We start from the raw sequence: 23,435 nt of genomic DNA, 5'->3' as shown, positions 1-23,435 counted from the left end.
CGATGCGCGCCGCCCGCAGCATCCGGAAGAGGCACTGCCATGACCGCTGACACACTCGCACCGCCGGCGCCGCCGGAGACGCCGCCCACGCAGCCCCCGCCACGCCGCCCCCGACGCCGGTGGGAGGACATCCGCGCCGGCTACGTCTTCCTCGCCCCCTGGCTGATCGGCTTCCTTCTGCTGACTGCCGGGCCGATGATCGCCTCGCTGTACCTCGCCTTCACCGACTACAACCTCTTCAGCCCTCCCCAGTGGGTCGGCTTCGACAACTTCGTGCGGCTGTGGAGCGACCCGGACTACCTGCAGGCGTGGAAGGTCACCGCGACCTACGTGCTCGTGGGCACGCCCCTCAAGCTCGCGGCGGCGCTCGGCGTCGCGCTCGTCCTGAACGCGACCTTCCGCGGCAGCGGCTTCTACCGCTCCGCCTTCTACCTGCCGTCGCTCGTCGGAGCGTCGGTGTCGATCGCCGTGGTCTGGAAGGCCATGTTCATCGACGACGGCCCCGTGGACAGCATCCAGCAGTTCTTCGGATTCCCTGCCGGCGGATGGGTCGGAGACCCCGACAAGACGATGCCGATGCTGATCCTGCTCGCCGTCTGGCAGTTCGGCGCGCCGATGGTGATCTTCCTCGCCGGTCTGAAGCAGGTCCCCCAAGAGCTGTACGAAGCCGCGTCCGTCGACGGCGCCGGTCCCCTCCGCAAGTTCTGGGCGATCACGATCCCGATGCTGTCCCCGGTGATCTTCTTCAACCTGCTCCTCGAGACGATCAACGCGTTCCAGGTGTTCGCCTCGGCGTTCATCATCTCGGGCGGCACCGGCGGTCCCGCGAGGTCGACGCTCTTCTACACGCTGTACCTCTACTTCCGCGGCTTCCGCGATTTCCAGATGGGGTACGCCTCGGCCATGGCCTGGATCCTCGTGCTCGTGATCGCGTTCATCACGGTGATCTTCTTCCGCAGCTCGAGATTCTGGGTCCACTACGCAGGAGATGAAGGACGATGAGCGCCACGCAACTGCTCGTGACCGCGAAGACCGCGCGCCGGCCGCGTCGGCGCTGGACCGGCAAGGAGATCGTCTTCCACGTCGTGGTGCTCGCGCTGCTCGTGGTGATCCTCTACCCGGTCGCCTGGATGCTGCTGTCGACCTTCAAGCCGTCGGAGCAGATCGTCGGCAACGCCCAGCTTCTCCCGCGCGAGGTGACGGCGGAGAACTACGAGCGAGCGCTCAGCGGCATCGGCGGGGTGTCGTTCTGGACCTTCTTCCAGAACTCCACCATCCTCGCGGTGGCGTCGGTGATCGGCGTGGTGCTCTCGTCCGCGCTCGCCGCCTACGCGTTCGCCCGGATCAGCTTCCCGGGACGCAACGTCTACTTCGGGATCATGATCGCGACGCTCCTGCTGCCGTTCCACGTCGTGATCATCCCGCAGTACATCATGTTCAACGCACTTGGACTCGTGAACACGTTCACGCCGCTGCTGCTCGGAAAGTTCCTCGCCACCGAGGCCTTCTTCGTCTTCCTGATGGTGCAGTTCATGCGGGGGCTGCCGCGCGAGCTCGACGAGGCGGCGCGCATCGACGGCGCCGGGCACTACCGCACGTTCAGTGCGATCATGCTGCCCCTGCTGAAGCCCGCGCTGGTCACGAGCGCCATCTTCACGTTCATCTGGACGTGGAACGACTTCTTCGGGCCTCTCCTCTACCTCAAGGACCCCGACCTGTACACGCTGCCGATCGCGCTGCGGCTGTTCGTCGACCAGAGCTCGTCGGCCGACTACGGCGCGCAGATGGCGATGGCCGTGCTCGCGCTGATCCCGGTCTTCCTCTTCTTCCTCATCTTCCAGAGGTACCTCGTGGACGGCGTGGCGACCCAGGGATTGAAGGGCTGAGGCGATGACGCACGTGAACACGGCCGGCGCCGCAAGCCGCGCGCACCCGTCGCGGCAGGGGCCGCGGCGGGTCGCGCGGCTGCTCTCGAGCCGGGGTCTGACGCTGTTCTCCGAGACGATCGTCGTCAGTCTCGCCGTGGCGGTGCTCGCCATCCCGGCGGTGACGGCGCTCCCCGCGATGGCGGCCGGAGCCTCCCACTTCCGCCGGCACGTCGAGGGCGAGTCGGACTCGCTCGTCGAGCTGGGGCGGGACTTCCTGCGCGCGCTGCGCAGCGGGTGGCTCTGGGGCGTCGCCAGCGCCGTTGCGTTCGCCGCCGTCACCGTCACGCTCACGACGCCCGCCATGCAGGGGATGCCGGGGGGAGAGGTGTTCCGCTGGAGCTCGGGGGCGATCGGTGTCATGGCGGCAGTGGTGCTGCTCCGAGCGGCCGGCGGCTGGGACCCCGCCTCGCGGTGGAGCGCGCTCATCCGCGAGGCCGCCGAGAAGTCCGCGCGCGACATCGCAGGGTCGCTCCTTCTCCTGCTGGCCCTCGCGCTGAGCGCGCTGATCGTCTGGATGTTCGCGCCGCTGGTCGTGCTCGTTCCCGGGATGCTGGTGCTGGCCACCAGAGCGGTCGCCACCCGATCCCGCTGATGTCCGCCGACGCGCTGGTCCCGGCCGAGGCGACGCTCGAGGACGTCGCGCGCGCGGCCGGTGTGTCGCCATCGACGGCCTCCCGCGTGCTGAACGCTTTTGTCCGATTGATCAGACGGCGCGAGGTTCCGGCCTAGTTTCGGTGGCGGTCGGAGTCAGCGACGGCTCCGCGGATTCATCGAGGAGTCATCGCCATGGACATCAGTCGTCGAACACTGCTGCAGTCGACGGTCGCAGCCGGAGTCGCCGCGGCGTTCGCGTCCCCGTCGGCCGCGCACGCGGCGCCGGGGCTGCGCGGCGCCTTCGGTCAGGTCGTCCCGCAGGCGCTCACGGGGCACGGGCCGATCCCGCTGCGCTGGCTGGAGGGTTCAACGCCCGCCCAGCTCGTCGCAGGGACGACGTGGGGCGTGCCCTGGCCCCGTGGCGCGCTCAGCCCGGACCAGACCTTCGCGCTCGTCGCCGACTCGGGCGAGTCGGTCCCCGTCCAGAGCTGGCCCACAGGCTGGTGGCCTGACGGCTCGGTCAAATGGACGGCCCATGCGGTGAGCGGCGCGTCTGGTCGCGCCGCCGGCTATTCGCTGCAGCCCGGCGCTCCCGCCGCCCCGGCATCCGCCATCTCCGTCTCCGACAACCCGGGGCGGGTCGTCGTCGACACCGGCGTCATCCGTGTCGAGTTCCCGAAGAACGGGGCGCACCTCGTCTCATCGATCCGCCGGGGTGACACCGTGATCGCCGAGGAAGGCAGGCTCGTGGCCATGCGCCAGGACAAGCCCGACACCGATGGTGCCGAGAAGGTGGTCCGCGAGCAGTTCCAGAGCCAGGTGTCGGCGGTCAAGGTCGAGCAGAAGGGCCCGGTGCGTGCGGTGGTGCGCGTCACCGGCACCCACAAGAGGGGCAACCGCACCTGGCTGCCGTTCGACGTGCGGTTCTATCTGTACGCAGGCTCCGACGGGGTGCGCGTCGTGCACAGCTTCGTGTTCGACGGCGACGAGAACGCCGACTTCATCACCGGGATCGGCTTCACGTTCTCGGTGCCCCTGGCCGCCCAGCTGCACGATCGGCACATCCGGTTCGCGGGCGACGGCGCCGGCGTCCTCGGCGAAGCGGTGCGCGGGATCACCGGCCTCCGTCGCGATCCGGGCGCCGCGGCGCGGAGCGCACAGATCGCGGGCACGTGGACGCCTGATCCGGCGACGTGGGACCAGCGTGTGACCTCACGGCTGCAGTGGATCCCCGCGTGGGGCGACCACAGCCTGAGCCAGCTGACAGCGCAGGGCTTCGAGATCCGCAAGCGCACATCCGCGGGGCACTCGTGGATCCGCGTCGACGCGGGACGCCGGGCCCGCGGGCTCGCGTATGTCGGCAGCCCGGCCGGCGGCCTGGCGTTCGGAGTGCGCAACTTCTGGCAGCTGCACCCCACCGAGCTCGAGATCTCCGGTGCGGCGACAGACAGGGCCACCGCGACGGCGTGGATGTGGTCGCCGAAGGCCGGGGCCATGGACCTGCGGTTCTACCACGACGGGCTCGGCCAGGACACCTACGCCAAGCAGCTGGACGCGCTGGAGATCACCTACGAGGACTACGAGCCGGGCTTCGGCTCTCCGTATGGCGTGGCGCGGACCACGGAGCTGAGCTTCTGGGCGCTCGGCGCGACGCCGACCGCCGGGGACTTCAGCGCGCTGGCCGACGCCAACGCGACACCGCCGCTTCTCATCAGCACGCCGGAGCACAACCACTCCGCCGGCGTGTTCGGCTCGTGGGCGCCGGTCGATCGGTCCAACCTCGCGAAGATCGCGGTCGAGGACAAGCTCGCCTTCATGCACCAGCACTACGTCGACCAGGTGGATCAACGCTCGTGGTACGGATTCTGGGACTACGGCGACGTGATGCACGAGTTCGATCGCGATCGCCATGTCTGGCGGTACGACGTCGGCGGCTACGCGTGGGACAACTCCGAGCTCAGCACCGACATGTGGCTCTGGTACCACTACCTGCGCACGGGAGACGCCACGGCATTCCGCTTCGCGGAGGCGATGACGCGGCACACCGGCGAGGTGGACGTGTATCACCTCGGAAAATACCGTGACCTCGGCACCCGCCATGGCATCATGCACTGGGCCGACAGCGCCAAACAGCAGCGCATCAGCAATGCCGGCTACCGCCGCTTCTACTACTTCCTCACCGCAGACGAGCGCGTCGGCGACCTGATGAAGGATCTCGTGGATGCCGACAAGACCTTCCTCGTGCTGGATCCGGCACGCAAGATCCGCGACGAGGTATACAACCCGCAGCCCGACGCGCTCGGCGTCTCCACCACGACGGACTGGGGCGCTCTCGCGCTCGCCTGGCTCGCCGAATGGGAGCGCAACGGCGATCCGATCGCCGAGGCGAAGCTCGTCAACGGAGCCAAGACGATCGCGGCGCTTCCGAACGGATGGTCGCAAGGCGGCGAGGTGCGCTACAACCTGGCGGACGGGACGTTCAGCGGACCGAGCGAGAAGAGCGTCGAGGTGGGTTCGCTCGACTCCGTCTTCGGCCTGTTCGAGCTCATGACCGAGCTCATCGACCTCATCGACGACCCCGAGGTGACCGAGCAGTGGGTGAACTACTGCCGCCTCTACAACGCCACTTCGGCGGAGCAGATCGCGATCACGGGCTCGTCGTGGGGCAATCAGAACCTGCGCCAGGCGTACTCCCGCGCCACCGCGTACGCCGCGCACCAGCTCGGCGACGCAACCCTCGCAAAACGAGCCTGGAAGGAGTTCCGCACCGGGCACGCGGGCTACCCCGAAAGCCTGGCGTTCACTGCGACGCGCATCGAGGGGCCGACCGTTCTCAACCCGATCGACGAGGCGCCGTTCAGCACCAACGCCAGTGCTCAGTACGGGCTCGCCGCGATGCAGTGCCTCGCGCTGGTCGGCGACGAGATCTGATCGGGGCGACGAGCACGCTCGCGAAGTCGGCGGATGCCGCGGGTCGCGGCATCCGCTCTCCCATGCACGAAGACCCCCTGCCGCGTGGCAGGGGGTCTTCGAGTGAACCGGTGGGTCAGAGCGTGGAGGCGAGCGGATCGAAGTCCGCGGCCAGCGAGCCGACCTCGCCGACGGTGCTCTGCACCTCGACGTAGGTGCGCGACTCGGCGGCCTCTTCGATCGACAGCAGCGTGTCGAGCACGTGGTAGCCGAACTCGCCGGTGGCGATGTGCGGGCGGCCGTCGCGGATCGAGCGGGCCATGTCGAGCAGACCGAGGCCGCGACCGGCGAGGACGCCCTCCTGCGGCACCTGGAGGATCTCCTGCTCCCGCACCGAGACGTCGGTGAGCGGGCGGGTGATCGTGATGTCGCCGCCGAAGGTGTTCGGGTCGGGGATCACGATCGTGCCTTCGGTGCCGTTGATCTCGACGATGCCGTGGCGCAGCAGCGGGGAGTCGGTGCTGTACAGGCTCTGCGCCTGACCGCCCTGCTCGAACTCCATCAGCACCGACAGCGTCGACGGGATCTCGACGGGGAACTCCTGGCCGGCGAGCTCTCCGGACTTCACGGTGCGGGTCTCGACGCCGCGGAGGCCGAGCGCGGCGACCGAGGCGACCGGGCCGAACACGTGCACGAGCGTGGACACGTAGTACGGCCCCATGTCGAGCAGCGGACCGGCGCCCTTGGCGTACAGGAACGCCGGGTTCGGGTGCCAGAGCTCCGGACCCTGCCACTGGAAGGTCGTCGTCGCGAACAGCGGGCGGCCGATGTCGCCGCGGGCGATCGCACGCTTCGCGGTCTGCACGCCCGGTCCGAGCACGGTGTCGGGTGCGACGCCGACGCGCAGGCCCGCGGCATCCGCCTTCTGCAGCAGTCGCTGGGATTCCTCGCGGTCGACGCCGATCGGCTTCTCGGTCCATACGTTCTTGCCGGCGGCGATGATCGCCTCCGACACCTCGACGTGCACGGCCGGGATCGTGAGGTTGACGACGATCTCGATGTCGGGGTCGTTCAGCACGACGTCGACGCCGCCGGCGCGCGGCACGCCGTACTTCTCGGCCTGCGCCTTGGCGCGGTCCTCGATCACGTCGCCGATGGCGATCACGCGCACGTCGGGGAAGCTGGTGAGGTGCGTCAGGTACTGGTCGCTGATGTTGCCCGCGCCGATGATGCCGACGCCGACGGCTCCGGAAGAGGCGGCCATCAGACGGCGACCTTCTCGTCGAGGAAGACGCGGCTCTGCTCGACGGCGTCGAACAGGTCGCCGTTGAAGTGGTCGAACTCGACGATCGCAACCTCGAGAGCGGATGCCGCGGCCAGCGCCTCGTCGAGGGGCACGACGCCCTGGCCCGCGGGGACCTGGTCGGCCGGCGGGTAGGCCGCGACGGCCTCGGGGTCGAGCGTGCCGTCCTTGACGTGCACGGCGATCACGCGGTCGCCGAGCGTCTGCAGCAGCGTCGGCGAGTCGACGCCGGCGCGGGCGACCCAGTACAGGTCGACCTCGAGCACGACGCGCTCATCGAGCAGGTCGGCGAGGACCTCGAGGCCGGTCTTGCCGTCGAAGGTCGTCTCGAGCTCGTGGGCGTGGTTGTGGTAGCCGACGCGGATGCCGCGCGCGGCGCCGATCTCGGCGGCGGCGTTGAGCTGCCGGGCGATCTCGGCGATGTGCTCCCGGCTCTGCCAGAGGGCGGGGTCGGTGTAGGGCTCGATGACCGTCGTCATGCCGAGGATGTCCGCGGCGTCGAAGACGGCCTCGGGAGTGGGAACGGGGCGAGTCGTCGTCGTGCCGTCGGGGTTGACGAACGAGGACGACGCGAGGAACGCGTGACCGGTGGGCGCGGCGATGCCGTTGGCCTTGAGGGCGGCGGCGAGGGGCTCGGCCCGTCGCACGAAGTCGTAGGGCTCGGCGGCGGTGAAGCCGCGGGAGGCGAGCTCGGCGAGGGTGCCGTCGAGGTCGGCCTCGAGTGCGTCCTTGACGGTGAACAGCTGGATGGATGTCTGGACCGGCATCGGTCGCGCTCCTTCGTTGTCTGCTTTGACGGGTGTCTGAGTGGCGTCGACGGACGGGGATCGCCCGGACCGCATCACGCTACCACGAAAACCTCCATGTGGAGGTTTTTATTCGGTAGCATGGGCCGCATGGGGGATGAGGAGCACCAGCCGGCCCTGCGCGGGTCGTACGCGAAGGGCGTGGCCCGCCGCCAGGAGATCCTCGACCGGGCCATCGAGGTGTTCGCGCGGCGCGGTTCCGACCGCACGAGCCTGCGCGCCATCGCCGAGGAGGTCGGCGTCACCCACGCCGCACTGAAGCACTACTTCGGCTCGCTCGAAGAGCTGCTCGTCGAGGTGTACCGCGAGTCCGAGCGTCGCGGCGACGACGAGCACCCGGCCGACGCCGACATGACGCCGGTGGAGATGCTGCGCGGCTGGACCGAGTCGAACCGCGAGGTGCAGGGGCTCGTGCAGCTCTACTCGACGCTCGTGGCGTCGGCCCTCGAGGAGGGGCATCCGGCCGCACGGGAGTTCGCCACCACCCGCTTCGCGCGCGTCCGCGCCGATCTCGCCGCGCGCGTGCGCCGCAACCAGGCGACCGGACGCATCCGGTCCGACGTCGACCCGATGGCGGTCGCCGCACTCGTGATCGCGGCATCCGACGGCCTGCAGACCCAGTGGCTGCTCGACGTGGACGCGCCGCAGGACGCCGCACTCACCCTGCTCGATCAGCTGCTCAGTGGGAGCACCGCGACCGAGCCGTCGGCCTGAGCAGGACGAACGCATGCCCCGCAAGAGCAGCGGCCGCCGGTTCGCCGCCGACCTGACCCACGCGGTGTCGAGCCTCTTCCGCCTCGCACCGGCACCCGCGCCGCGGTGGGCGATCGGACTGCGCGCCGCTGTGGCGATGACGGTCCCGATCACCGTGATGACGCTGCTGGACCGCCCCGACCTCGGATTCCAGGCGGCCACGGGGGCCTTCGTCGCCCTCTACGCGACCCATCTGCCGGTCCTCGAGCGGCTGCGCGTGGTGCCGTTCGTGGCGGGCGGGCTCCTCGTCGCCGCGACGCTCGGCGCGTTGGCCGGACCGTCGCCGGTCGCGACGATCATCGGGCTCGCGGTCGTGACCATCGCCGCCGCGGCGGCCCTGTTCGGCTTCGCCGTCGGCCCGCCGGGGCCGCTCTTCATCGTGCTCGTCTACGGGCTGTCGGCGCACATCGTGGCGTCGGGAGCGGATGCCGCGACCTATGTCGCAGCAGTGGCGTGCGGCATCCTGTTCGCCGGCGTGGTGTCGCTGGCTCCGCTCGTGCTGCCGAGCCGTCGCCGGGTCGCCGCGCGGCCGCTGCGCCAGGTTCTTCCCGGACCCGCGTGGCCCCCCGGCCAGCGCCTGCTGCTCGCCCGTGTGGCGATCGCCACGGTGGTCGGCATCGTCGTCGGCCTGGTGCTCGACCCCGACCGGGCCTACTGGATCGTCGGCGCGGCCGTCGCGGTCATCGGCGTCGCCGCCGATCGCCGCGCGGCGTTCAGCAGGGGACTGCACCGCATGATCGGCACGATCCTCGGTGCGGGCGTGTACCTGCTGCTGGCGCAACTGCCGATCCCGGCGCTGTGGCTCGCGCTGCTGCTGGGCGTGCTGCAGTTCACGATCGAGCTGTTCATCGTGCGGAACTACGCGCTCGCGCTGGTCTTCATCACGCCGCTGGTGCTGCTGCTGACGGGTGCGGCGACCGGCGCGGTCGACACCGTGGCGGTGGCGACCGAGCGGGTGATCGACACCCTGGCGGGAGCCGCGCTGGGCGCCGTCACGGGCGTGCTCCACGCGCGCGAGGACTGACGCGGCATCCATCGATCGGTTGACCTCGACGTCGACCGGCCGCCCGACGCGTGGGGGCCTACTCGCACGTGGACTGGTGGGGTGCATCGCTTCATCGACCTCCTCTCTCAGCGGCTGACCTCACGACGGGGCGCGTGGGTCTCGCTCGCCCTCGGCGTGCTCGCCTTCGCGACACTGCTCGGCATCTTCGGCAGTGCCGACCTCGCCGCAGGCGGTGACAGTGCACCGCCGCAGTCCGAGAGCGGGCAGGTGGCAGCGCTCGCCCAGGAGTTCCCCGACGCCGCGGATCAGGCGCTCCTCGTCGTCGCCTCCCGCGAGGACGGCGCCGCCCTGACGGCCGCCGATCTCGAGGCGCTGTCGGACCTCGCCGCCGAGATCGACGCCGCGACCGGCGGCAGCGCGGCCGGCCCGATCCCGAGCGAGGACGGCGAGGCGGCCGTTCTCACCTCGACGGTCGAAATCGGCGACGACCGTGACGCGGCCGCGCACGCGGTCGATGCGCTGCGTGAGGTGATCGCCGACCACCCGATCGACGGCATCGCCGTTCAGGTCACCGGCGGGGCCGCTTTCGGCGCCGACGTCGCGGCGGCCTTCGACGGCGCGGATCTCACGCTCCTCCTGGTCACGATCGGGATCGTCGCGCTGCTGCTGATCGCGACCTACCGGTCACCGCTCCTCTGGCTCGTGCCGCTCGCGGTCGTGGCGCTCGCGGATCAGCTCGCCGGCAAGACGACCGCGGCCCTCGGCACCGCTCTCGGGCTGCAGTTCGACACCGGCATCGTGAGTGTGCTCGTGTTCGGCGCCGGAACGAACTACGCGCTTCTCCTCGTGTCGAGGTACCGCGAGGAGCTGTGGCGCGACGACGACCACCGCGCCGCGCTGGCGCGGGCATGGCGCGCGAGCCTGCCCGCCATCACCGCCTCCAACGTGACCGTCGTCCTGTCGCTGGCGACGCTGCTGCTCGCGGTCGTCCCCGGCACGCGAGGACTCGGCATCGCGTCGGCGGTGGGACTGGTGATCGCCGTGCTGGCCGTGCTGTTCGTGCTGCCGCCGGCACTCGCGGTCTGCGGACGTGGCGTCTTCTGGCCGCTGACCCCCCGGCCTGCGAAGGGGGCGCAGCATGCTGCCGAGCGCGTCGGAGCGTGGCGCACCCTCGGTGCGCGCGTCGTCGCGCGCCCGGTGCTGCCGGTCGTCGCGGGTCTGCTGCTGCTCGTGGTGTCGGCCACCGGCCTGATGGGCATGCAGCTCGGACTGAGCCAGTCAGAGCGGTTCCGGGTGCCGTCGGAGTCCGCGATCGGGCTCGAGGTGCTCGGCGACCATTTCGCCCCGGGTGAGGCCGAGCCGATGGTCGTCATCACCGACACGTCGGACGCGGATGCCGTGGCCGACGCGGTCGATGCGATCCCTGGCGTCGAGCGGGTGACGGCCGTGGCGTCGAGCGTCGACGGGGCGCTGGCGAAGCTCGTCGTCGTGGGCGACGCCGGACCGGGAACGCCCGAGAGCCGCGAGCTCGTGCACGCCGTCAGAGACGCCGGCCACGCAGCATCCGCCGGCACTCTGGTCGGAGGACGCGCCGGCGTCGCCACCGACGCGTACGACGCCAGCGTGCGCGACCTGCTCCTCATCGCGCCGCTGGTGCTGCTCGTCACCTTCCTGGTGCTCGTCGTGCTGCTGCGCGCCCTCGTGGCGCCGCTCCTGCTGCTGTTCGTCAACACCCTCAGCGCGGTCGCAGCCATAGGAGCGGGTGCCTGGCTCGGCCGCACGCTCTTCGGCTGGACCGCACTGGATCTGCAGGTACCGCTGCTGGCGTTCCTCTTCCTGGTGGCGCTGGGCGTCGACTACACGATCTTCCTCGTGCATCGGGCGCGCACCGAGGCGGCGGCCGTGGGGACGCGCCCAGGGATGGTGAATGCCGTCGCCGCGACCGGCGGCGTCATCACCAGCGCCGGCATCGTGCTGGCCGGAGTCTTCGCGGCGCTCGGCCTACTGCCGCTCGTGACGCTCGGCCAGATCGGGCTCATCGTCGGCGTCGGAGTCCTGGTGGATACCCTGGTCGTGCGCACTCTCGTCGTGCCCGCGCTGTTCTCGCTGGTCGGCCGCCGGATGTGGTGGCCCGGCCGGATTCCGGCGGCTGCGGCCCCGCGTCACGGCGGGGACCGCAACCCAGAGGAAGGGGTGTCCGCGGATGCCGCAGCTCTCCGTGAGCCCGTCGCCTGAGGCCGGCGATCCGGGCCTGCCGCCGTCGCGGTCCTGGCGCGGCCTCATCGCCTCGATCCGCGTCGGTCAGACCGTGATCACGGCCGCGCTCCTCGTGGTCGGCGCCGTGCGGGCGGTCGGCGACGGCACGCCGGTGGCGTGGGTCGTCGCCGTCTCGGTGGTGTTCGGCGGCTGGTACTTCGGCGGTCTGCTACTGAGCGAGCGCACCCGTGACTCGGGGGTCGCCGCGGGCTGGCTCGTCGGTCTGGCGCTCATCTGGATCGGCGCCGTCGCGATCTCCCCCGAATTCGTGTGGCTGGCGTTTCCGCTGTGGCTGCTGGCGGGTTTCGTCCTCCGCCTGCGGTGGGCGATCCCGTTCAGCATCGTCGTGCTCGCCGTCGTGATCGCCGCACCGCTCGTCCATACCGGCACCATCGGCTACGCCGACGTGATCGGGCCGGTCGTCGGCGGCGTGTTCGCCCTGGGCATCTCGCGCGGCTACCTGGAGCTCGTGCGCGACGGGCGGGAGCGGAGCCGGCTCATCTCCTCCCTGGTGACCGCCCACGAGGAGATGGCGCAGCTGCAGGACGAGCTCGCCCGCGCCCAGCGCGACGCGGGCGCCGTCGCCGAGCGCACGCGCCTGTCCCGCGACATCCACGACACGATCGCCCAGAGCCTCACCTCCATCGGGATGATCGCGGCGGGGGCTGCGGCATCCGCACCGGTGCCCGCCGCCCGGGCGTTCGGGCAGATCGGCGACCTCGCCCGAGAGGGCCTCGCCGACACACGCCGCATCGTCAACGCCCTGATGCCGGCGGAGCTCGAGGGGTCCGCTCTCGCCGATGCGCTGCAGCGCATGCTCGACCGGCTCAGCGACGAGACCGGCATCCGCACCGAGCTGCGCGTCGACGACACCGTTCCGGCTCTTCCCGTGGAGGTCGAGGTGGCGCTGCTGCGCACGGCGCAGTCCGCGCTCGCGAACACCCGCACGCACGCACACGCCGATCGCGTCGTCGTCAGCCTGGTCGACGGCGGCGACAGCGTCCGCCTGGACATCGTGGACGACGGCGCCGGGTTCGACGCCGCGGAATGGGAACGACACCCCGCCGGGTCGAGCGGCGGATACGGGCTGCGCGCGATGCGCGACCGGCTGCGCGAGCTCGGCGGGGGACTGGACGTCGAGAGCGCGCCCGGTGCGGGTGCCGCGCTGTCGGCATCCGTCCCGATCGTGACGAAGGAGGCGTGATGGGCGTGCTGCAGGTGCTGATCGCGGACGATCACCCCATCGTCCGCGCCGGCGTGCGGGCACTGTTCGACAGCCACCCGGACGTCGAGGTCGTCGGCGAGGCGGCGACCGGCGAAGAGGCCGTGGCGCTCAGCCGGCACCTCGCGCCCGACATCGTCCTGTGCGACCTGCGCATGGGGGAGGGCATGGACGGCGTGCAGACGACCGCGGCGCTGCGCGCCCTCGATCCGGCGCCGGCGGTCGTCATCCTCACGACCTTCGATCGGGATGTCGAGATCCTGGGCGCGATCGAGGCCGGCGCCTCGGGCTACGTGCTCAAGGACGCCGCGCCCGATGCGATCGTGCGCGCGGTGCGCGAGGCGGCGGCCGGCCGGCTCGCGCTCACCCCTGAACTGAGCGAACGGGTCGTGCAGGTGCTGCGCGCTCCGCGCGTGCGCCTCACCGAGCGCGAGCACGAGGTGCTCCGCCTGCTCGACCAGGGCGCATCCAACCCGCAGATCGCGAAGTCGCTGTTCGTCGCCGAGGCCACCGTGAAGACCCACCTCGTCCACATCTTCGCCAAGCTCGGCGTCGACAGCCGCTCGCGGGCGGTGGCCGTCGCCCGCGAGCGCGGACTCCTGTGACCTGAGCGCCCGCCGACCTCAACCTTTCGATGGATCCGCTCCGCCCTGCGCTCGCCGAGGCTGGAGAGGAATCGAGAGGAATGCCATGCGAAAGCTCTACTACGCGGCCTTCGGCTACATGATCGCCGGGGTCGCCTCCGGCCTGTACTACCGCGAGTTCACGAAGCTCAACGACTTCCCGGAGGGGCAGTTCACCCAGCTCGGGCTCGCCCACACCCACCTGCTGACACTGGGGTTCGTGATCCTCCTGATCGTCCTGGTGCTCGAGAAGGTCTTCGATCTGTCGCGCTCGAAGCTGTTCGCCGGGTTCTTCTGGATCTACAACGCCGGCGTCATCCTCACCTCCGCGATGCTGATCTGGCACGGTTCGCTCACCGTCCTCGGGCTCGAGTCGTCGAAGGCGATCTCGGGCATCGCCGGCACCGGGCACATCCTGCTCACGGCGGGCATGGTGCTGCTGTTCGTGGCTCTCGGTCGCGCTCTGCGCCGCACGTCGGCGCCGGAGGAGCGGATGCCGCAGGCTCAGGTCGCCGCCAGGGGGTAGAGGCGCCGGAGCACCAGCCGCTGCGCCAGCGTCCACGAGACGGTGACGGCGAGGTACAGGGCGGCCGCCAAGGGGACGAACAGCGCGAAGACCGCGGTCGTGAACTGCAGCAGACCCGCCACTCGTGCCATCCCCGCACCCGCCCAGGGCCCGGCATCCCGCGATCCGTCGACCGACGGCCGGAATGCGCGGCGCGTGAGCTCGGCGACGACGACGATCACCGCGAGCACTCCTGCGAAGACGCCCCAGGTCGAAGCCGTCGCGGCGCCGGTCGCGAGCGCTCCGACCAGGCTGGCCCCCAGCGGCACGCCGAACAGCTGCTCGACCAGCAGGGCGTTGGCGTGCCCCGCGATCGCGGTGTGAAGGAACAGCGCGTACACGATGGCCACAACGGGCGCTTGCGCGAGCATCGGCAGGCACCCGGCGAAGGGCGAGGCCTTCTCGTCGGCGTACAGCTTCATCGTCTCGCGCTGCAGACGTTCGGGGTCGCGCTTGTGGCGCCGCTGCAGCTCTCTGAGCCTCGGGGCCAGGCGGCTGCGCATCTGCTCCGCCTTCGCCTGTGCGATGCCGGCAGGCAGCAGCGCGGTACGAACGAGCAGGGTGAGAAGGACGACGGATGCCGCAGCCGCGGCGGATCCGGCGAGGGGCTCGAGCAGGGCCGAGAGGCCCATGAGGAGGGAGTAGGCCGCGTCGAGGATCGCGGCGATGGGCGGAAAGGCGTAGAGGTCCAAGGTGTGTCCGTTTCGTCCGGTGTCGGTTCGTGGCATGTGGCCACGACGGCGCCGGCGGACAGGGAAGCGCCCCGCGGGTACGGGGTCGGACGTGCGTCGGGGCTACGCGGCCAGTGCCGCGAACCCGGGCGCGCGCGGACGGGAGTGACCCGGAGCGTCGGGATGGCTCTGGGTGAGTCGCGTGAAGTCGTCGATCGCGCGGCGCGGGTGGGCTGTCGCGACGACGGCGCGGACAGGCTCGGCGCGGAGCGCGACGGCCACAGCAAGCAGAGCGAGCGCGGCGAGGGAGACTGCGGCAGCGGTGGCCGCCGCGACCGTGAGCCCGCCGGCGCCGGGCGTCGCGACGGTGCCGAGGAGCTCGGCCAGCGGGCGCAGCGCGACGGCGAAGACTTCGAGAATCAGGCGAAGCGCGACGCCGATCGATTCGAGCACGGCCGCCTCCTCCCGCCGGCTTCACGGTAACACGCGACGTCGAGCGGGATCGAGCCGCGCGGCGCCGGCTCGTGCGCGTCGCGGGGCGGCACCCTCTCGAAAACGCCGTTGAACTTCCGGTTCACACTGGGTCGTTGAACTTCCGGTTCACAGTGGGTCGTTGAACTTCCGGTTCACAGTGGGTCGTTGAACCTCCGGTTCACACTGGGACGCTGAACTTCCGGTTCCCGCTGGGTCGTTGAACTTCCGGTTCCCGCTGGGTCGTTGAACTTCCGGTTCACACTGGGACGCTGAACTTCCGGTTCGCACAGATGCGTCGGGGTCGAGTCCTGCACGTCATCGTGTGTGAACCGGAAGTTCAGTGATGGTCTGTGAACCGGAAGTTCAATGCCAAAGCGAACATGACCCGCCGCCAGGCAGCGACTCCGCCGACGCCCGCGACGCGGCTGGGCCCGCGACGCGGATGGGGGCGGAGCCACGCGGACGGGCGGGCTGAGCGACGCGGACGGGCGGGCTGAGCGAAGCGGCGGGGCACCGACGCAGGGGTGCCGAGCAAGCGATGGAGCCTTTCCTCCACAGACGGACTGGAGATCGCGCCATCCCCACCGCGGCTCATGTGACGACCCCGGCGTCGGCGGCATGAGGCAGGGTGGAGGGCGTGACCGCGACGACCGATACCCGCACCGAAGCCCTCGAGGTGCTGCGCGCGCTCGTCGGGCGCGACGACGCCGATTTCCACGACGGGCAGTACGAGGCGATCGAGGCGCTCGTCGACGACCGCCGGCGTGCGCTCGTGGTGCAGCGCACCGGGTGGGGCAAGTCGGCCGTCTACTTCGTCGCGACGCTTCTCCTGCGCCGTCGAGGTGCCGGACCCACGGTGCTCGTCTCCCCGCTTCTCGCGCTGATGCGCGACCAGATCGCGGCCGCCGCACGAGCCGGGGTGCGCGCGGTCAAGATCGACTCCACGAACGCGCACGAGTGGGGCGACGTGCTCGGCCGGCTCGACCGCGACGAGGTCGACGTGCTGCTCGTTTCGCCGGAGCGCCTCAATAACCCGTCCTTCCGAGACGAGCAGCTGCCGCAGCTTGTCGCCCGCATCGGACTGCTCGTCGTCGACGAGGCGCACTGCATCAGCGACTGGGGGCACGACTTCCGGCCCGACTACCGGCGCCTGCGCGATCTGATCGCCCGGATGCCCGCCGGTGTCCCCGTGCTCGCGACCACCGCGACGGCCAACAGCCGCGTGGTGTCCGACGTCGCCGAGCAGCTGGATGCCGGCAGCGCCTCGGGTGGGGGAGCGGATGCCGCATCCGCAGGCGTGCTCACCATCCGAGGTCCGCTGGCACGGGCCTCGCTCCGGCTGGGGGTGCTGCGTCTGCCCAACTCGCCGAGCCGGCTGGCCTGGCTGATCAGCCACCTGGGCGATCTCCCCGGCTCGGGGATCATCTACACGCTGACGGTCGCGGCGGCGAACGACACCGCCCGCCTCCTCCGTGAACGCGGCTACGACGTCCGGGCCTATACCGGGCAGACCGACACCGACGAGCGTGAGGAGTCCGAGGCGCTCCTCAAAGACAATCGTGTCAAGGCTCTCGTGGCGACCAGCGCACTCGGCATGGGATTCGACAAGCCCGACCTCGGCTTCGTGGTGCACCTCGGTGCTCCATCGTCGCCGGTGTCGTACTACCAGCAGGTCGGCCGCGCCGGGCGTGCCACCGAGTCCGCCGATGTGCTGCTCCTCCCCGGCACCGAGGACCGCGAGATCTGGCAGTACTTCGCAACGGCGTCGATGCCCGACCGTGAGCGCGCCGAGCGCGTGCTGTCGGCGCTTTCAGCCGCGACCGCGCCGATGTCGACGCCCGCGCTGGAGGCGGTGGTCGACATCCGCCGCACGCCCCTCGAGCTGCTGCTGAAGGTGCTGGATGTCGACGGTGCGGTGGCGCGCGTGCGCGGCGGATGGACGGCGACCGGCGAGGCGTGGACCTACGACGAGGAGCGCTATCGCCGCATCGCTGCCGAGCGCGTCGCCGAGCAGGAGCACATGGTCGAGTACGAAGAGACCTCGGGCTGCCGCATGGAGTTCCTGCAGCGGTCCCTCGACGACGACACCGCCGTGCCCTGCGGCCGGTGCGACAACTGTGCGGGCACCTGGTTCCCGACCGCGATCGCCGAGGGAGCGACGGATGCCGCGGCCGCGGCTCTCGACCGCGTCGGCGTGCCGATCGAGACGCGACGGCAGTGGCCCACCGGCGCCGATCGGCTGGGCGTGCCCGTCAAGGGCCGCATCGCCGTGGACGAGCAGGCCGGCGAGGGTCGCGCGCTCGCACGTCTCACCGACCTCGGCTGGGGTGGCGTCCTGCGCGATCTCTTCGCCGCCGGCGCCGCGGATGCGCCCGTTCCGCCCAACGTGCTCGGCGCGTGCGTGCGCGTCCTCGCCGAATGGGGCTGGGAGACGCGCCCGGTGGCGGTGGTGGCGATGCCGTCGCGCGCCAAGCCGCAGCTGGTGGACTCGCTCGCCCGCGGCATCGCCGAGGTCGGGCGCCTGCCTTTCCTCGGGTCGCTCGACCTCGTCGACGGCGGACCCACGGGTCAGCCGGGCGGGAACAGCGCGTTCCGGCTGGCGGGGGTGTGGGACCGGTTCTCGGCCGCAGGCCTCGACATCCCTGCGGGTCCTGTTCTGCTGGTCGACGACCGGGTGGACAGCGGCTGGACTCTCACCGTCGCCGCGCGCGAGCTGCGCCGCGCCGGTGCCGCCGCCGTGCTTCCGTTCGCGCTGGCACTCCGCGGCTGACACCGGGCCCACTGTTCGCGCTTCGTCTCGCTGGCGCTCGCTCAGCGACCGGGGGCGATGCCGCGGCCGCTCGCCGCTCGCCGCTCGCCGGTCGCGGTCGTTGAGGAGGCGCCGCAGATCGAGGAGAAACGTGGCGCCGCTGCTCAGCCGCTGGTCGGTGGTTTCGGCCGTGGCCGGCGCACGATGAGGTAGATCACAGCGCCGGCTACCAGCAGGATGAGCACAACGACCCATGGAACCCAGTTCATCGGTGACGCGGTGGTATCGCCCGCCTCCGCGGTAGGCGACGGAGACGACGTCTGCGAGGGCGACGGTGACGCGCTGGGCGTCGGCGTGGGTGTCGCCGTCTGCTCCGGCTCGGGCGTTGCCGTGGGCTCGGGAACCACCGTGGGCGCCGGCTCGGGCACCACCGTCGGTTCGGGTTCGGGTTCGGTTCGGGCTCGGGTGTGGGTTCAGGCGTGGGCTCCGGTGCCACGGTCGGCTCAGGCGTCGGCTCGACTGTCGGCTCGGGTGTCGGCTCGGCCGTGGGCACAGGCGTCCGCGTCGGCAGGATCGGCGTCCGCGTGGGCAGGTCCGTGGGCAGGGCCGTGGGCACGCCCGTCGGAAGCGTCGTCGGCAGAGCGGTCGGGATCGGGATCCCGCCGTTGCCGCAGCCGGCCAGGAGCGTGAGCGCGGCGGCGACGGCGAGCCCCGCCAGCACTCGGGCGGCGCGGGCGCCCTGCGGCGGCCGCGATTCGCGTGTCACACGGGGATGCGGCATCCGATTCCTCCACAGGGGTCTTGGCCGCATGCTAGGCCCGCGCGTCGGTGGCGGCCCGGATTCGGGTCGAGACACACCGGCCCCGCGCGAGAGGCCGCATTCCGCCGGCACGGCATGACCCCGTGTGACGCCGCGTGTCGCCGTGTCGCGGTGTGTGTCGTCACAGCATTTCGCAGTCTCCGGACGCGGGCGAGCATGACCACATGCCTTCCCCACTCATCTCGCCGACAGCGCTCGCCGATCTCATCCGCGGCGGCACCCCGCCGCGGATCCTCGACGTGCGATGGCGGCTCGATCAGCCCGAGGGCCGACCGGCGTACCTCGACGGGCACCTGCCGGGCGCCGTCTACGTCGACCTCGACCGCGAGCTCGCCCGGCGTGGCGACCCGCGCGAGGGCCGGCATCCACTCCCGCCGCGCGCCCAGCTGGAGGCTGCAGCGCGGCGATGGGGCATCCGCGACGGCGACACGGTGGTGGCGTACGACGACGTCCACTCGGTGGCCGCGGCGCGCGCGTGGTGGGTGCTGACCCGGTCGGGCCTCACCGACGTGCGCGTGCTCGACGGCGGGCTGCGAGGCTGGCTGGCCGAACGGCTGCCGCTCGAGACCGGGGATGTGCTGCCGAGACCGCCAGGGGACGTCGTGCTCGACGACATCACCGAGGGCGTGGCCGACATCGACGGCGTGGAGGAGTGGCCCGACCACGGGCTGCTGCTCGACGTACGCGCTCCGGAGCGCTACCGAGGGGACGCCGAGCCGCTCGACCCCGTCGGGGGTCACATCCCCGGTGCCGTCAATCTGCCGACCACGGTCCACCTGACGGCGGGCAGGTTCCGCTCGCCGGAGGAGATCCGCGCCGAGTTCGCCGCCGCCGGCGTCGCCGACGGAGTGGCCGTCGCCGCCTACTGCGGTTCGGGCATCGCGGCGACCCACACCGCGCTCGCGGGCGCCCTCGCCGGCATCGACGTGGTCGTCTATCCCGGCTCGTGGAGTCAGTGGTCGCGCTCGCGCGGACGACTCGCGGCCGTCGGCCCGGCGCCGTCGCTGGATGTGGTGCCGGTATGACCGCGCTGCTGAAGGACCCGGCGACCACGACCACGATCGCCGACCGCCCGCTGCGCGTGGTCGGTGTCTCCGGCTCGCTCCAGGAGCCGAGCCGCACCACCGCGCTGGTGCGGAGCATCCTCGCATCGGTGGCAGAGCGCATTCCCGCGCAGGTCGAGCTCGTCGAGATCGCGGCGCTCGGACCGGGGTTCGCCGGGGCGCTGAAGCGCGAGGATGTCGCGCCCGAGGTCGAGTCGGCGCTGCGGGCGATCGAATCCGCCGACCTGCTGGTGGCGGCGAGCCCGGTGTACCGGGCCTCGTTCACCGGGCTGTTCAAGCACCTGTTCGACTTCGTCGGCCAGTACGACCTCGTGGGCACGCCTGTGCTGCTGGCGGCGACCGGCGGCGGCGAGCGGCACGCGCTGATCATCGAGCACCAGCTGCGGCCGCTGTTCGGGTTCTTCCAGGCGCTCACGCTGCCGGTCGGCGTGTACGCGTCGACGACCGACTTCGCGAACTACGAGCTCACCTCGCCCGACGTCGCCCGCCGTATCGTGCAGGCCGTCGACCGCTCGCTTCCCCTCATCGAGCAGGCCGCGCTCGTTCGCCGGTCGGAGTACGTCGCCACCTGGTGACGCGGGTGGCCGCGTGGGCCCAGCCGCGGGCCGGCAGGTGCGCCGGGCCGCGGCATCCGTCATCGGCGTCTCTGCGCCGTGGCCGCCAACGGCGTCCTCGACGCCGCCCCCGGTGAGCGTCTAGACTGGCGCCCGTGTTGACCTGTCGGTGTTGTCGCCCCTGCTGCTGAAGCGTTCGCTTCGCACAGACCTCCGCGACCCCGCCAACCCTCCGCGCTCCCGCGCGGGCAACACTCCAGGACTCATCGTGCGTTACGCCCAGAGCGTGGCCGACCTCGTCGGCAACACCCCCCTCGTCCGCCTGACCCGTGTCACCGACGGCATCGCCGCCACCGTGCTGGCCAAGGTCGAGTACTTCAATCCCGGCGGCTCCGCCAAGGATCGCATCGCCCGCCGCATCATCGACGCCGCCGAACGCGACGGTCTGCTCGAACCCGGCGGCACGATCATCGAACCCACGAGCGGCAACACCGGCGTGGGCCTCGCGCTCGTGGCGGTGCAGCGCGGCTATCGCATGATCTTCGTGGTGCCCGACAAGTTCGCGGGTCCGAAGGTCGACGTGCTGCGGGCCTACGGCGCCGAGGTCGTGGTGACCGACACGAGCGTGCCGCCCGAAGACCCGCGCTCGTACTACAGCGTGTCGGATCGGCTCGTCCGCGAGATCCCCGGCGCGTTCAAGCCGAACCAGTTCGCGAATCCGAACGGGCCGCTGAGCCATTACGAGACGACGGGGCCGGAGATCTGGCGCGACACCGACGGCCGCGTGACGCATTTCGTCGCCGGCATCGGCACCGGCGGCACCATCACCGGCACGGGCCGGTACCTGCACGAGGTGTCGGGCGGCACGGTGCGGGTGATCGGCGCCGACCCCGAGGGCTCGATCTACTCGGGCGGCCCGCTCCACGGGTACCTCGTCGAGGGCGTCGGCGAGGACTTCTGGCCCGACAGCTACGACCCCGCGGTGCCCGACGAGATCCATCGCGTCTCGGATGCCGAGACGTTCGAGATGACCCGCCGTCTCGCCCGCGAGGAGGGTCTCCTGGTCGGGGGATCGAGCGGGATGGCGGTCGTCGCCGCGCTGCGCACCGCCCGCGAGCTGCCCGCCGACGACGTGGTCGTCGTGCTGCTGCCCGACCACGGCCGCGGCTACCTCAACCGGTTCTACGACGACGACTGGATGCGCGACCACGGGTTCGAGGTGAGCCGCGCCGAACCCACGGTCGTTGAGCGAGCCGCGGCTCCGACCGAGGTTCCGGTCGTTGAGCGAGCGAGGAACGAGCGAGACGAAACGCCTGCACGCGGCGCACACTCCGGCCCCGAGGCATCCGCGCAGGTCCCGGTCGTTGAGCGAGCGAGGAACGAGCGAGACGAAACGCCTGCACCCGGCGCACACCCCGGCCCCGAGGCATCCGCGCAGGTCCCGGTCGTTGAGCGAGCGAGGAACGAGCGAGACGAAACGCCTGCACCCGGCGCACACCTGGGCCCCGAGGCATCCGCGCAGGTCCCGGTCGTTGAGCGAGCGAGGAACGAGCGAGACGAAACGCCTGCACGCGGCGCACACCCCGGCCCCGAGGCATCCGCGCAGGTCCCGGTCGTTGAGCGAGCGAGGAACGAGCGAGACGAAACGCCTGCACGCGGCGCACACCAGGGCCCCGAGGCATCCGCGCTGGTCCCGGTCGTTGAGCGAGCGAGGAACGAGCGAGACGAAACGCCTGCACCCGGCGCACACCTTGGCCCCGAGGTATCCGGATCCACCCACGAAGGAGCACCCGCATGACCGAGCCCACGAACGACTCCGGTTTCGAGACCCGCGCGGTGCACGCCGGTCAGGCCTTCGACCCCACCACCGGGGCCGTGATCCCGCCGGTGCACTTCTCGACGACGTACGCGCAGGACGGTATCGGCGGGCTCCGCGAGGGCTACGAGTACGGTCGCAGCGGCAACCCGACCCGCACCGCTCTCGAGACGCAGCTCGCCGCGCTCGAAGGCGGCGCGCATGCCCTGTCGTTCGCGTCGGGACTGGCCGCCGAGGATGCGCTGCTGCGCGCCGCCCTCAAGCCCGGCGACGAGGTGCTGCTCGGCAACGACGTCTACGGCGGCACCTATCGGCTCATCGCGCGCGTGCTCGGCGCGTGGGGCATCGGCGTGCGCGTGGTCGACATGAGCGACCTCGGCGCGGTGCGGGCGGCCCTCGAGGACCGCCCGGCGCGCATCGTGTGGGTCGAGACCCCCAGCAACCCGCTGCTGCGCATCACCGACATCGCCGGGCTCGCGCGGCTCGGCCATGACGCGGGCGCCCTCGTCGTCGTCGACAACACGTTCGCGTCGCCCGCGCTGCAGCAGCCGCTGGCCTTCGGCGCCGACGTGGTGGTGCACTCGGCCACGAAGTATCTCGGCGGCCACTCGGATGTCGTCGGCGGCGCGCTCGTGCTCAACGACGAGGCCCTGTACGCAGAGGCGAAGTTCCTGCAGTTCGCCGTGGGCGCCGTCTCCGGCCCCCTCGACGCGTGGCTCACCACCCGCGGCATCAAGACGCTGGCCCTGCGCATGCGACGGCACAGCGAGAACGCGCACGCGATCGCCGAGTTCCTGTCGGGCCACGAGGCGGTCGAGCGCGTGTACTACCCCGGCCTGCCGTCGCACCCCGGGCACGAGGTCGCCGCGCGGCAGATGAGCGGGTTCGGCGGCATCGTCTCGGTCGCGCTGGCGGATGCCGCACCCGCCCGCCGATTCGCCGAGTCGACGCGCCTGTTCCAGCTGGCCGAATCGCTCGGGGGCGTCGAGTCGCTCATGAACTACCCCGACGAGATGACGCACGCCTCGGTGCGCGGCACCGAGCTCGCCGTGCCGCCCGAGGTGGTGCGGCTGTCTGTCGGCATCGAGTCGGTCGCCGACCTCCTCGCCGACCTCGACCAGGCCCTCGCCGGCCTCTGACCCCCCGCGCCCCGCGCCCCGCGCCGCCGCCACCCGGTGTCCCCGCGTCCCTTTGTTGACTTGCGCTGAACGTACGCGACACGCCGGGCGTGGCGTACGTATAGCGCAAGTCAACGTGATCGGGAGGGTCGTGGCAGGACGCGTGTCCCCGTCGACGGCGTCACTCGCGAGTGGTTCCCGCC

20 protein-coding genes are annotated in these 23,435 nt (G+C 71.4%); 16 read left to right on the top strand and 4 right to left on the bottom strand.

What is annotated here, in order from left to right:
• The first annotated feature begins 39 nt into the window (after nt 1-39).
• The 5 genes from ACI3KX_RS16390 to ACI3KX_RS16370 are packed head-to-tail and all read left to right on the top strand — an operon-like array spanning nt 40 to nt 5,453.
• Nucleotides 40-1,002 carry a carbohydrate ABC transporter permease gene (locus ACI3KX_RS16390; RefSeq protein WP_404910381.1) on the top strand — a complete coding sequence of 321 codons (963 nt, stop codon included), beginning with the start codon at nt 40-42 and terminating at the stop codon, nt 1,000-1,002.
• Nucleotides 999-1,886, top strand: a complete 888-nt coding sequence (locus ACI3KX_RS16385; protein ID WP_363356817.1) for a carbohydrate ABC transporter permease — start codon at nt 999-1,001, stop codon at nt 1,884-1,886. Before ACI3KX_RS16390 ends, ACI3KX_RS16385 begins: the two co-directional genes overlap by 4 nt.
• Before the next feature lie 4 nt (nt 1,887-1,890).
• The gene (locus ACI3KX_RS16380; RefSeq protein WP_404910380.1) at nt 1,891-2,520 is read left to right on the top strand and encodes a hypothetical protein; all 630 of its coding nucleotides are present in this window, start codon (nt 1,891-1,893) and stop codon (nt 2,518-2,520) included.
• Nucleotides 2,520-2,657: a LacI family DNA-binding transcriptional regulator gene (locus ACI3KX_RS16375; protein ID WP_404910379.1), complete on the top strand. Its 138-nt coding sequence runs from the start codon at nt 2,520-2,522 to the stop codon at nt 2,655-2,657. Before ACI3KX_RS16380 ends, ACI3KX_RS16375 begins: the two co-directional genes overlap by 1 nt.
• Before the next feature lie 57 nt (nt 2,658-2,714).
• On the top strand, nt 2,715-5,453 hold the full coding sequence (locus ACI3KX_RS16370) for a Tat pathway signal sequence domain protein (protein WP_404910378.1): 2,739 nt from the start codon (nt 2,715-2,717) through the stop codon (nt 5,451-5,453).
• A 115-nt stretch (nt 5,454-5,568) separates the two neighbouring features.
• Here ACI3KX_RS16370 and ACI3KX_RS16365 read toward each other — a convergent pair whose 3' ends face one another.
• Nucleotides 5,569-6,696, bottom strand: coding sequence for a Gfo/Idh/MocA family oxidoreductase (locus ACI3KX_RS16365; RefSeq protein WP_363356821.1), 1,128 nt, complete (start codon nt 6,694-6,696; stop codon nt 5,569-5,571).
• The gene (locus ACI3KX_RS16360; protein ID WP_404910377.1) at nt 6,696-7,502 is read right to left on the bottom strand and encodes a sugar phosphate isomerase/epimerase family protein; all 807 of its coding nucleotides are present in this window, start codon (nt 7,500-7,502) and stop codon (nt 6,696-6,698) included. The genes ACI3KX_RS16365 and ACI3KX_RS16360 overlap by 1 nt, the downstream gene beginning before the upstream one ends.
• Nucleotides 7,503-7,631: 129 nt before the next feature.
• Between ACI3KX_RS16360 and ACI3KX_RS16355 the strand changes: the two genes are divergently transcribed.
• The 6 genes from ACI3KX_RS16355 (at nt 7,632) to ACI3KX_RS16330 (ending at nt 13,927) form a co-directional block, all read left to right on the top strand.
• Complete coding sequence (locus ACI3KX_RS16355) at nt 7,632-8,255, top strand: TetR/AcrR family transcriptional regulator (RefSeq protein WP_404910376.1); 624 nt, start codon at nt 7,632-7,634, stop codon at nt 8,253-8,255.
• A 13-nt stretch (nt 8,256-8,268) separates the two neighbouring features.
• Nucleotides 8,269-9,318, top strand: a complete 1,050-nt coding sequence (locus ACI3KX_RS16350; RefSeq protein WP_404910375.1) for an FUSC family protein — start codon at nt 8,269-8,271, stop codon at nt 9,316-9,318.
• An 81-nt stretch (nt 9,319-9,399) separates the two neighbouring features.
• Nucleotides 9,400-11,535: an MMPL family transporter gene (locus tag ACI3KX_RS16345; RefSeq protein WP_404910374.1), complete on the top strand. Its 2,136-nt coding sequence runs from the start codon at nt 9,400-9,402 to the stop codon at nt 11,533-11,535.
• Nucleotides 11,504-12,760, top strand: a complete 1,257-nt coding sequence (locus ACI3KX_RS16340) for a sensor histidine kinase (RefSeq protein WP_404910373.1) — start codon at nt 11,504-11,506, stop codon at nt 12,758-12,760. Before ACI3KX_RS16345 ends, ACI3KX_RS16340 begins: the two co-directional genes overlap by 32 nt.
• Nucleotides 12,760-13,383, top strand: a complete 624-nt coding sequence (locus ACI3KX_RS16335) for a response regulator (RefSeq protein ID WP_404910372.1) — start codon at nt 12,760-12,762, stop codon at nt 13,381-13,383. The genes ACI3KX_RS16340 and ACI3KX_RS16335 overlap by 1 nt, the downstream gene beginning before the upstream one ends.
• An 85-nt stretch (nt 13,384-13,468) precedes the next feature.
• Nucleotides 13,469-13,927: a DUF2871 domain-containing protein gene (locus tag ACI3KX_RS16330; protein WP_404910371.1), complete on the top strand. Its 459-nt coding sequence runs from the start codon at nt 13,469-13,471 to the stop codon at nt 13,925-13,927.
• Here the strand turns inward: ACI3KX_RS16330 and ACI3KX_RS16325 are convergent.
• Both ACI3KX_RS16325 and ACI3KX_RS16320 read right to left on the bottom strand, forming a co-directional pair.
• Complete coding sequence (locus ACI3KX_RS16325) at nt 13,906-14,694, bottom strand: YidC/Oxa1 family membrane protein insertase (RefSeq protein WP_404910370.1); 789 nt, start codon at nt 14,692-14,694, stop codon at nt 13,906-13,908. The two genes, ACI3KX_RS16330 and ACI3KX_RS16325, sit on opposite strands and share 22 nt — an antisense overlap.
• Nucleotides 14,695-14,760: 66 nt before the next feature.
• A complete protein-coding gene (locus ACI3KX_RS16320) occupies nt 14,761-15,090 on the bottom strand; it encodes a DUF6412 domain-containing protein (RefSeq protein ID WP_404910369.1) in 330 nt (109 codons plus the stop codon).
• Between the two features lie 658 nt (nt 15,091-15,748).
• Between ACI3KX_RS16320 and ACI3KX_RS16315 the strand changes: the two genes are divergently transcribed.
• From ACI3KX_RS16315 to ACI3KX_RS16295, 5 genes are all read left to right on the top strand, one after another.
• Nucleotides 15,749-17,881, top strand: a complete 2,133-nt coding sequence (locus ACI3KX_RS16315) for a DEAD/DEAH box helicase (RefSeq protein ID WP_363356831.1) — start codon at nt 15,749-15,751, stop codon at nt 17,879-17,881.
• Between the two features lie 963 nt (nt 17,882-18,844).
• Entirely contained in the window at nt 18,845-19,705 is an 861-nt protein-coding gene (locus ACI3KX_RS16310) for a sulfurtransferase (RefSeq protein WP_404910368.1), read from the top strand.
• A complete protein-coding gene (gene msuE, locus ACI3KX_RS16305) occupies nt 19,702-20,319 on the top strand; it encodes an FMN reductase (protein WP_363356834.1) in 618 nt (205 codons plus the stop codon). The genes ACI3KX_RS16310 and msuE overlap by 4 nt, the downstream gene beginning before the upstream one ends.
• Before the next feature lie 247 nt (nt 20,320-20,566).
• Nucleotides 20,567-22,096 carry a pyridoxal-phosphate dependent enzyme gene (locus ACI3KX_RS16300; RefSeq protein WP_363356835.1) on the top strand — a complete coding sequence of 510 codons (1,530 nt, stop codon included), beginning with the start codon at nt 20,567-20,569 and terminating at the stop codon, nt 22,094-22,096.
• Complete coding sequence (locus tag ACI3KX_RS16295; protein ID WP_404910367.1) at nt 22,093-23,253, top strand: cystathionine gamma-synthase; 1,161 nt, start codon at nt 22,093-22,095, stop codon at nt 23,251-23,253. The genes ACI3KX_RS16300 and ACI3KX_RS16295 overlap by 4 nt, the downstream gene beginning before the upstream one ends.
• The last annotated feature ends 182 nt before the right edge of the window (nt 23,254-23,435 follow it).

The sequence above is a fragment of the Microbacterium sp. ZW CA_36 genome (genome assembly GCF_044987475.1).
Classification (GTDB): domain Bacteria; phylum Actinomycetota; class Actinomycetes; order Actinomycetales; family Microbacteriaceae; genus Microbacterium.
Note: the sequence above shows the minus strand (reverse complement) of the source record. Positions and strands in the feature narration are given on the sequence as shown.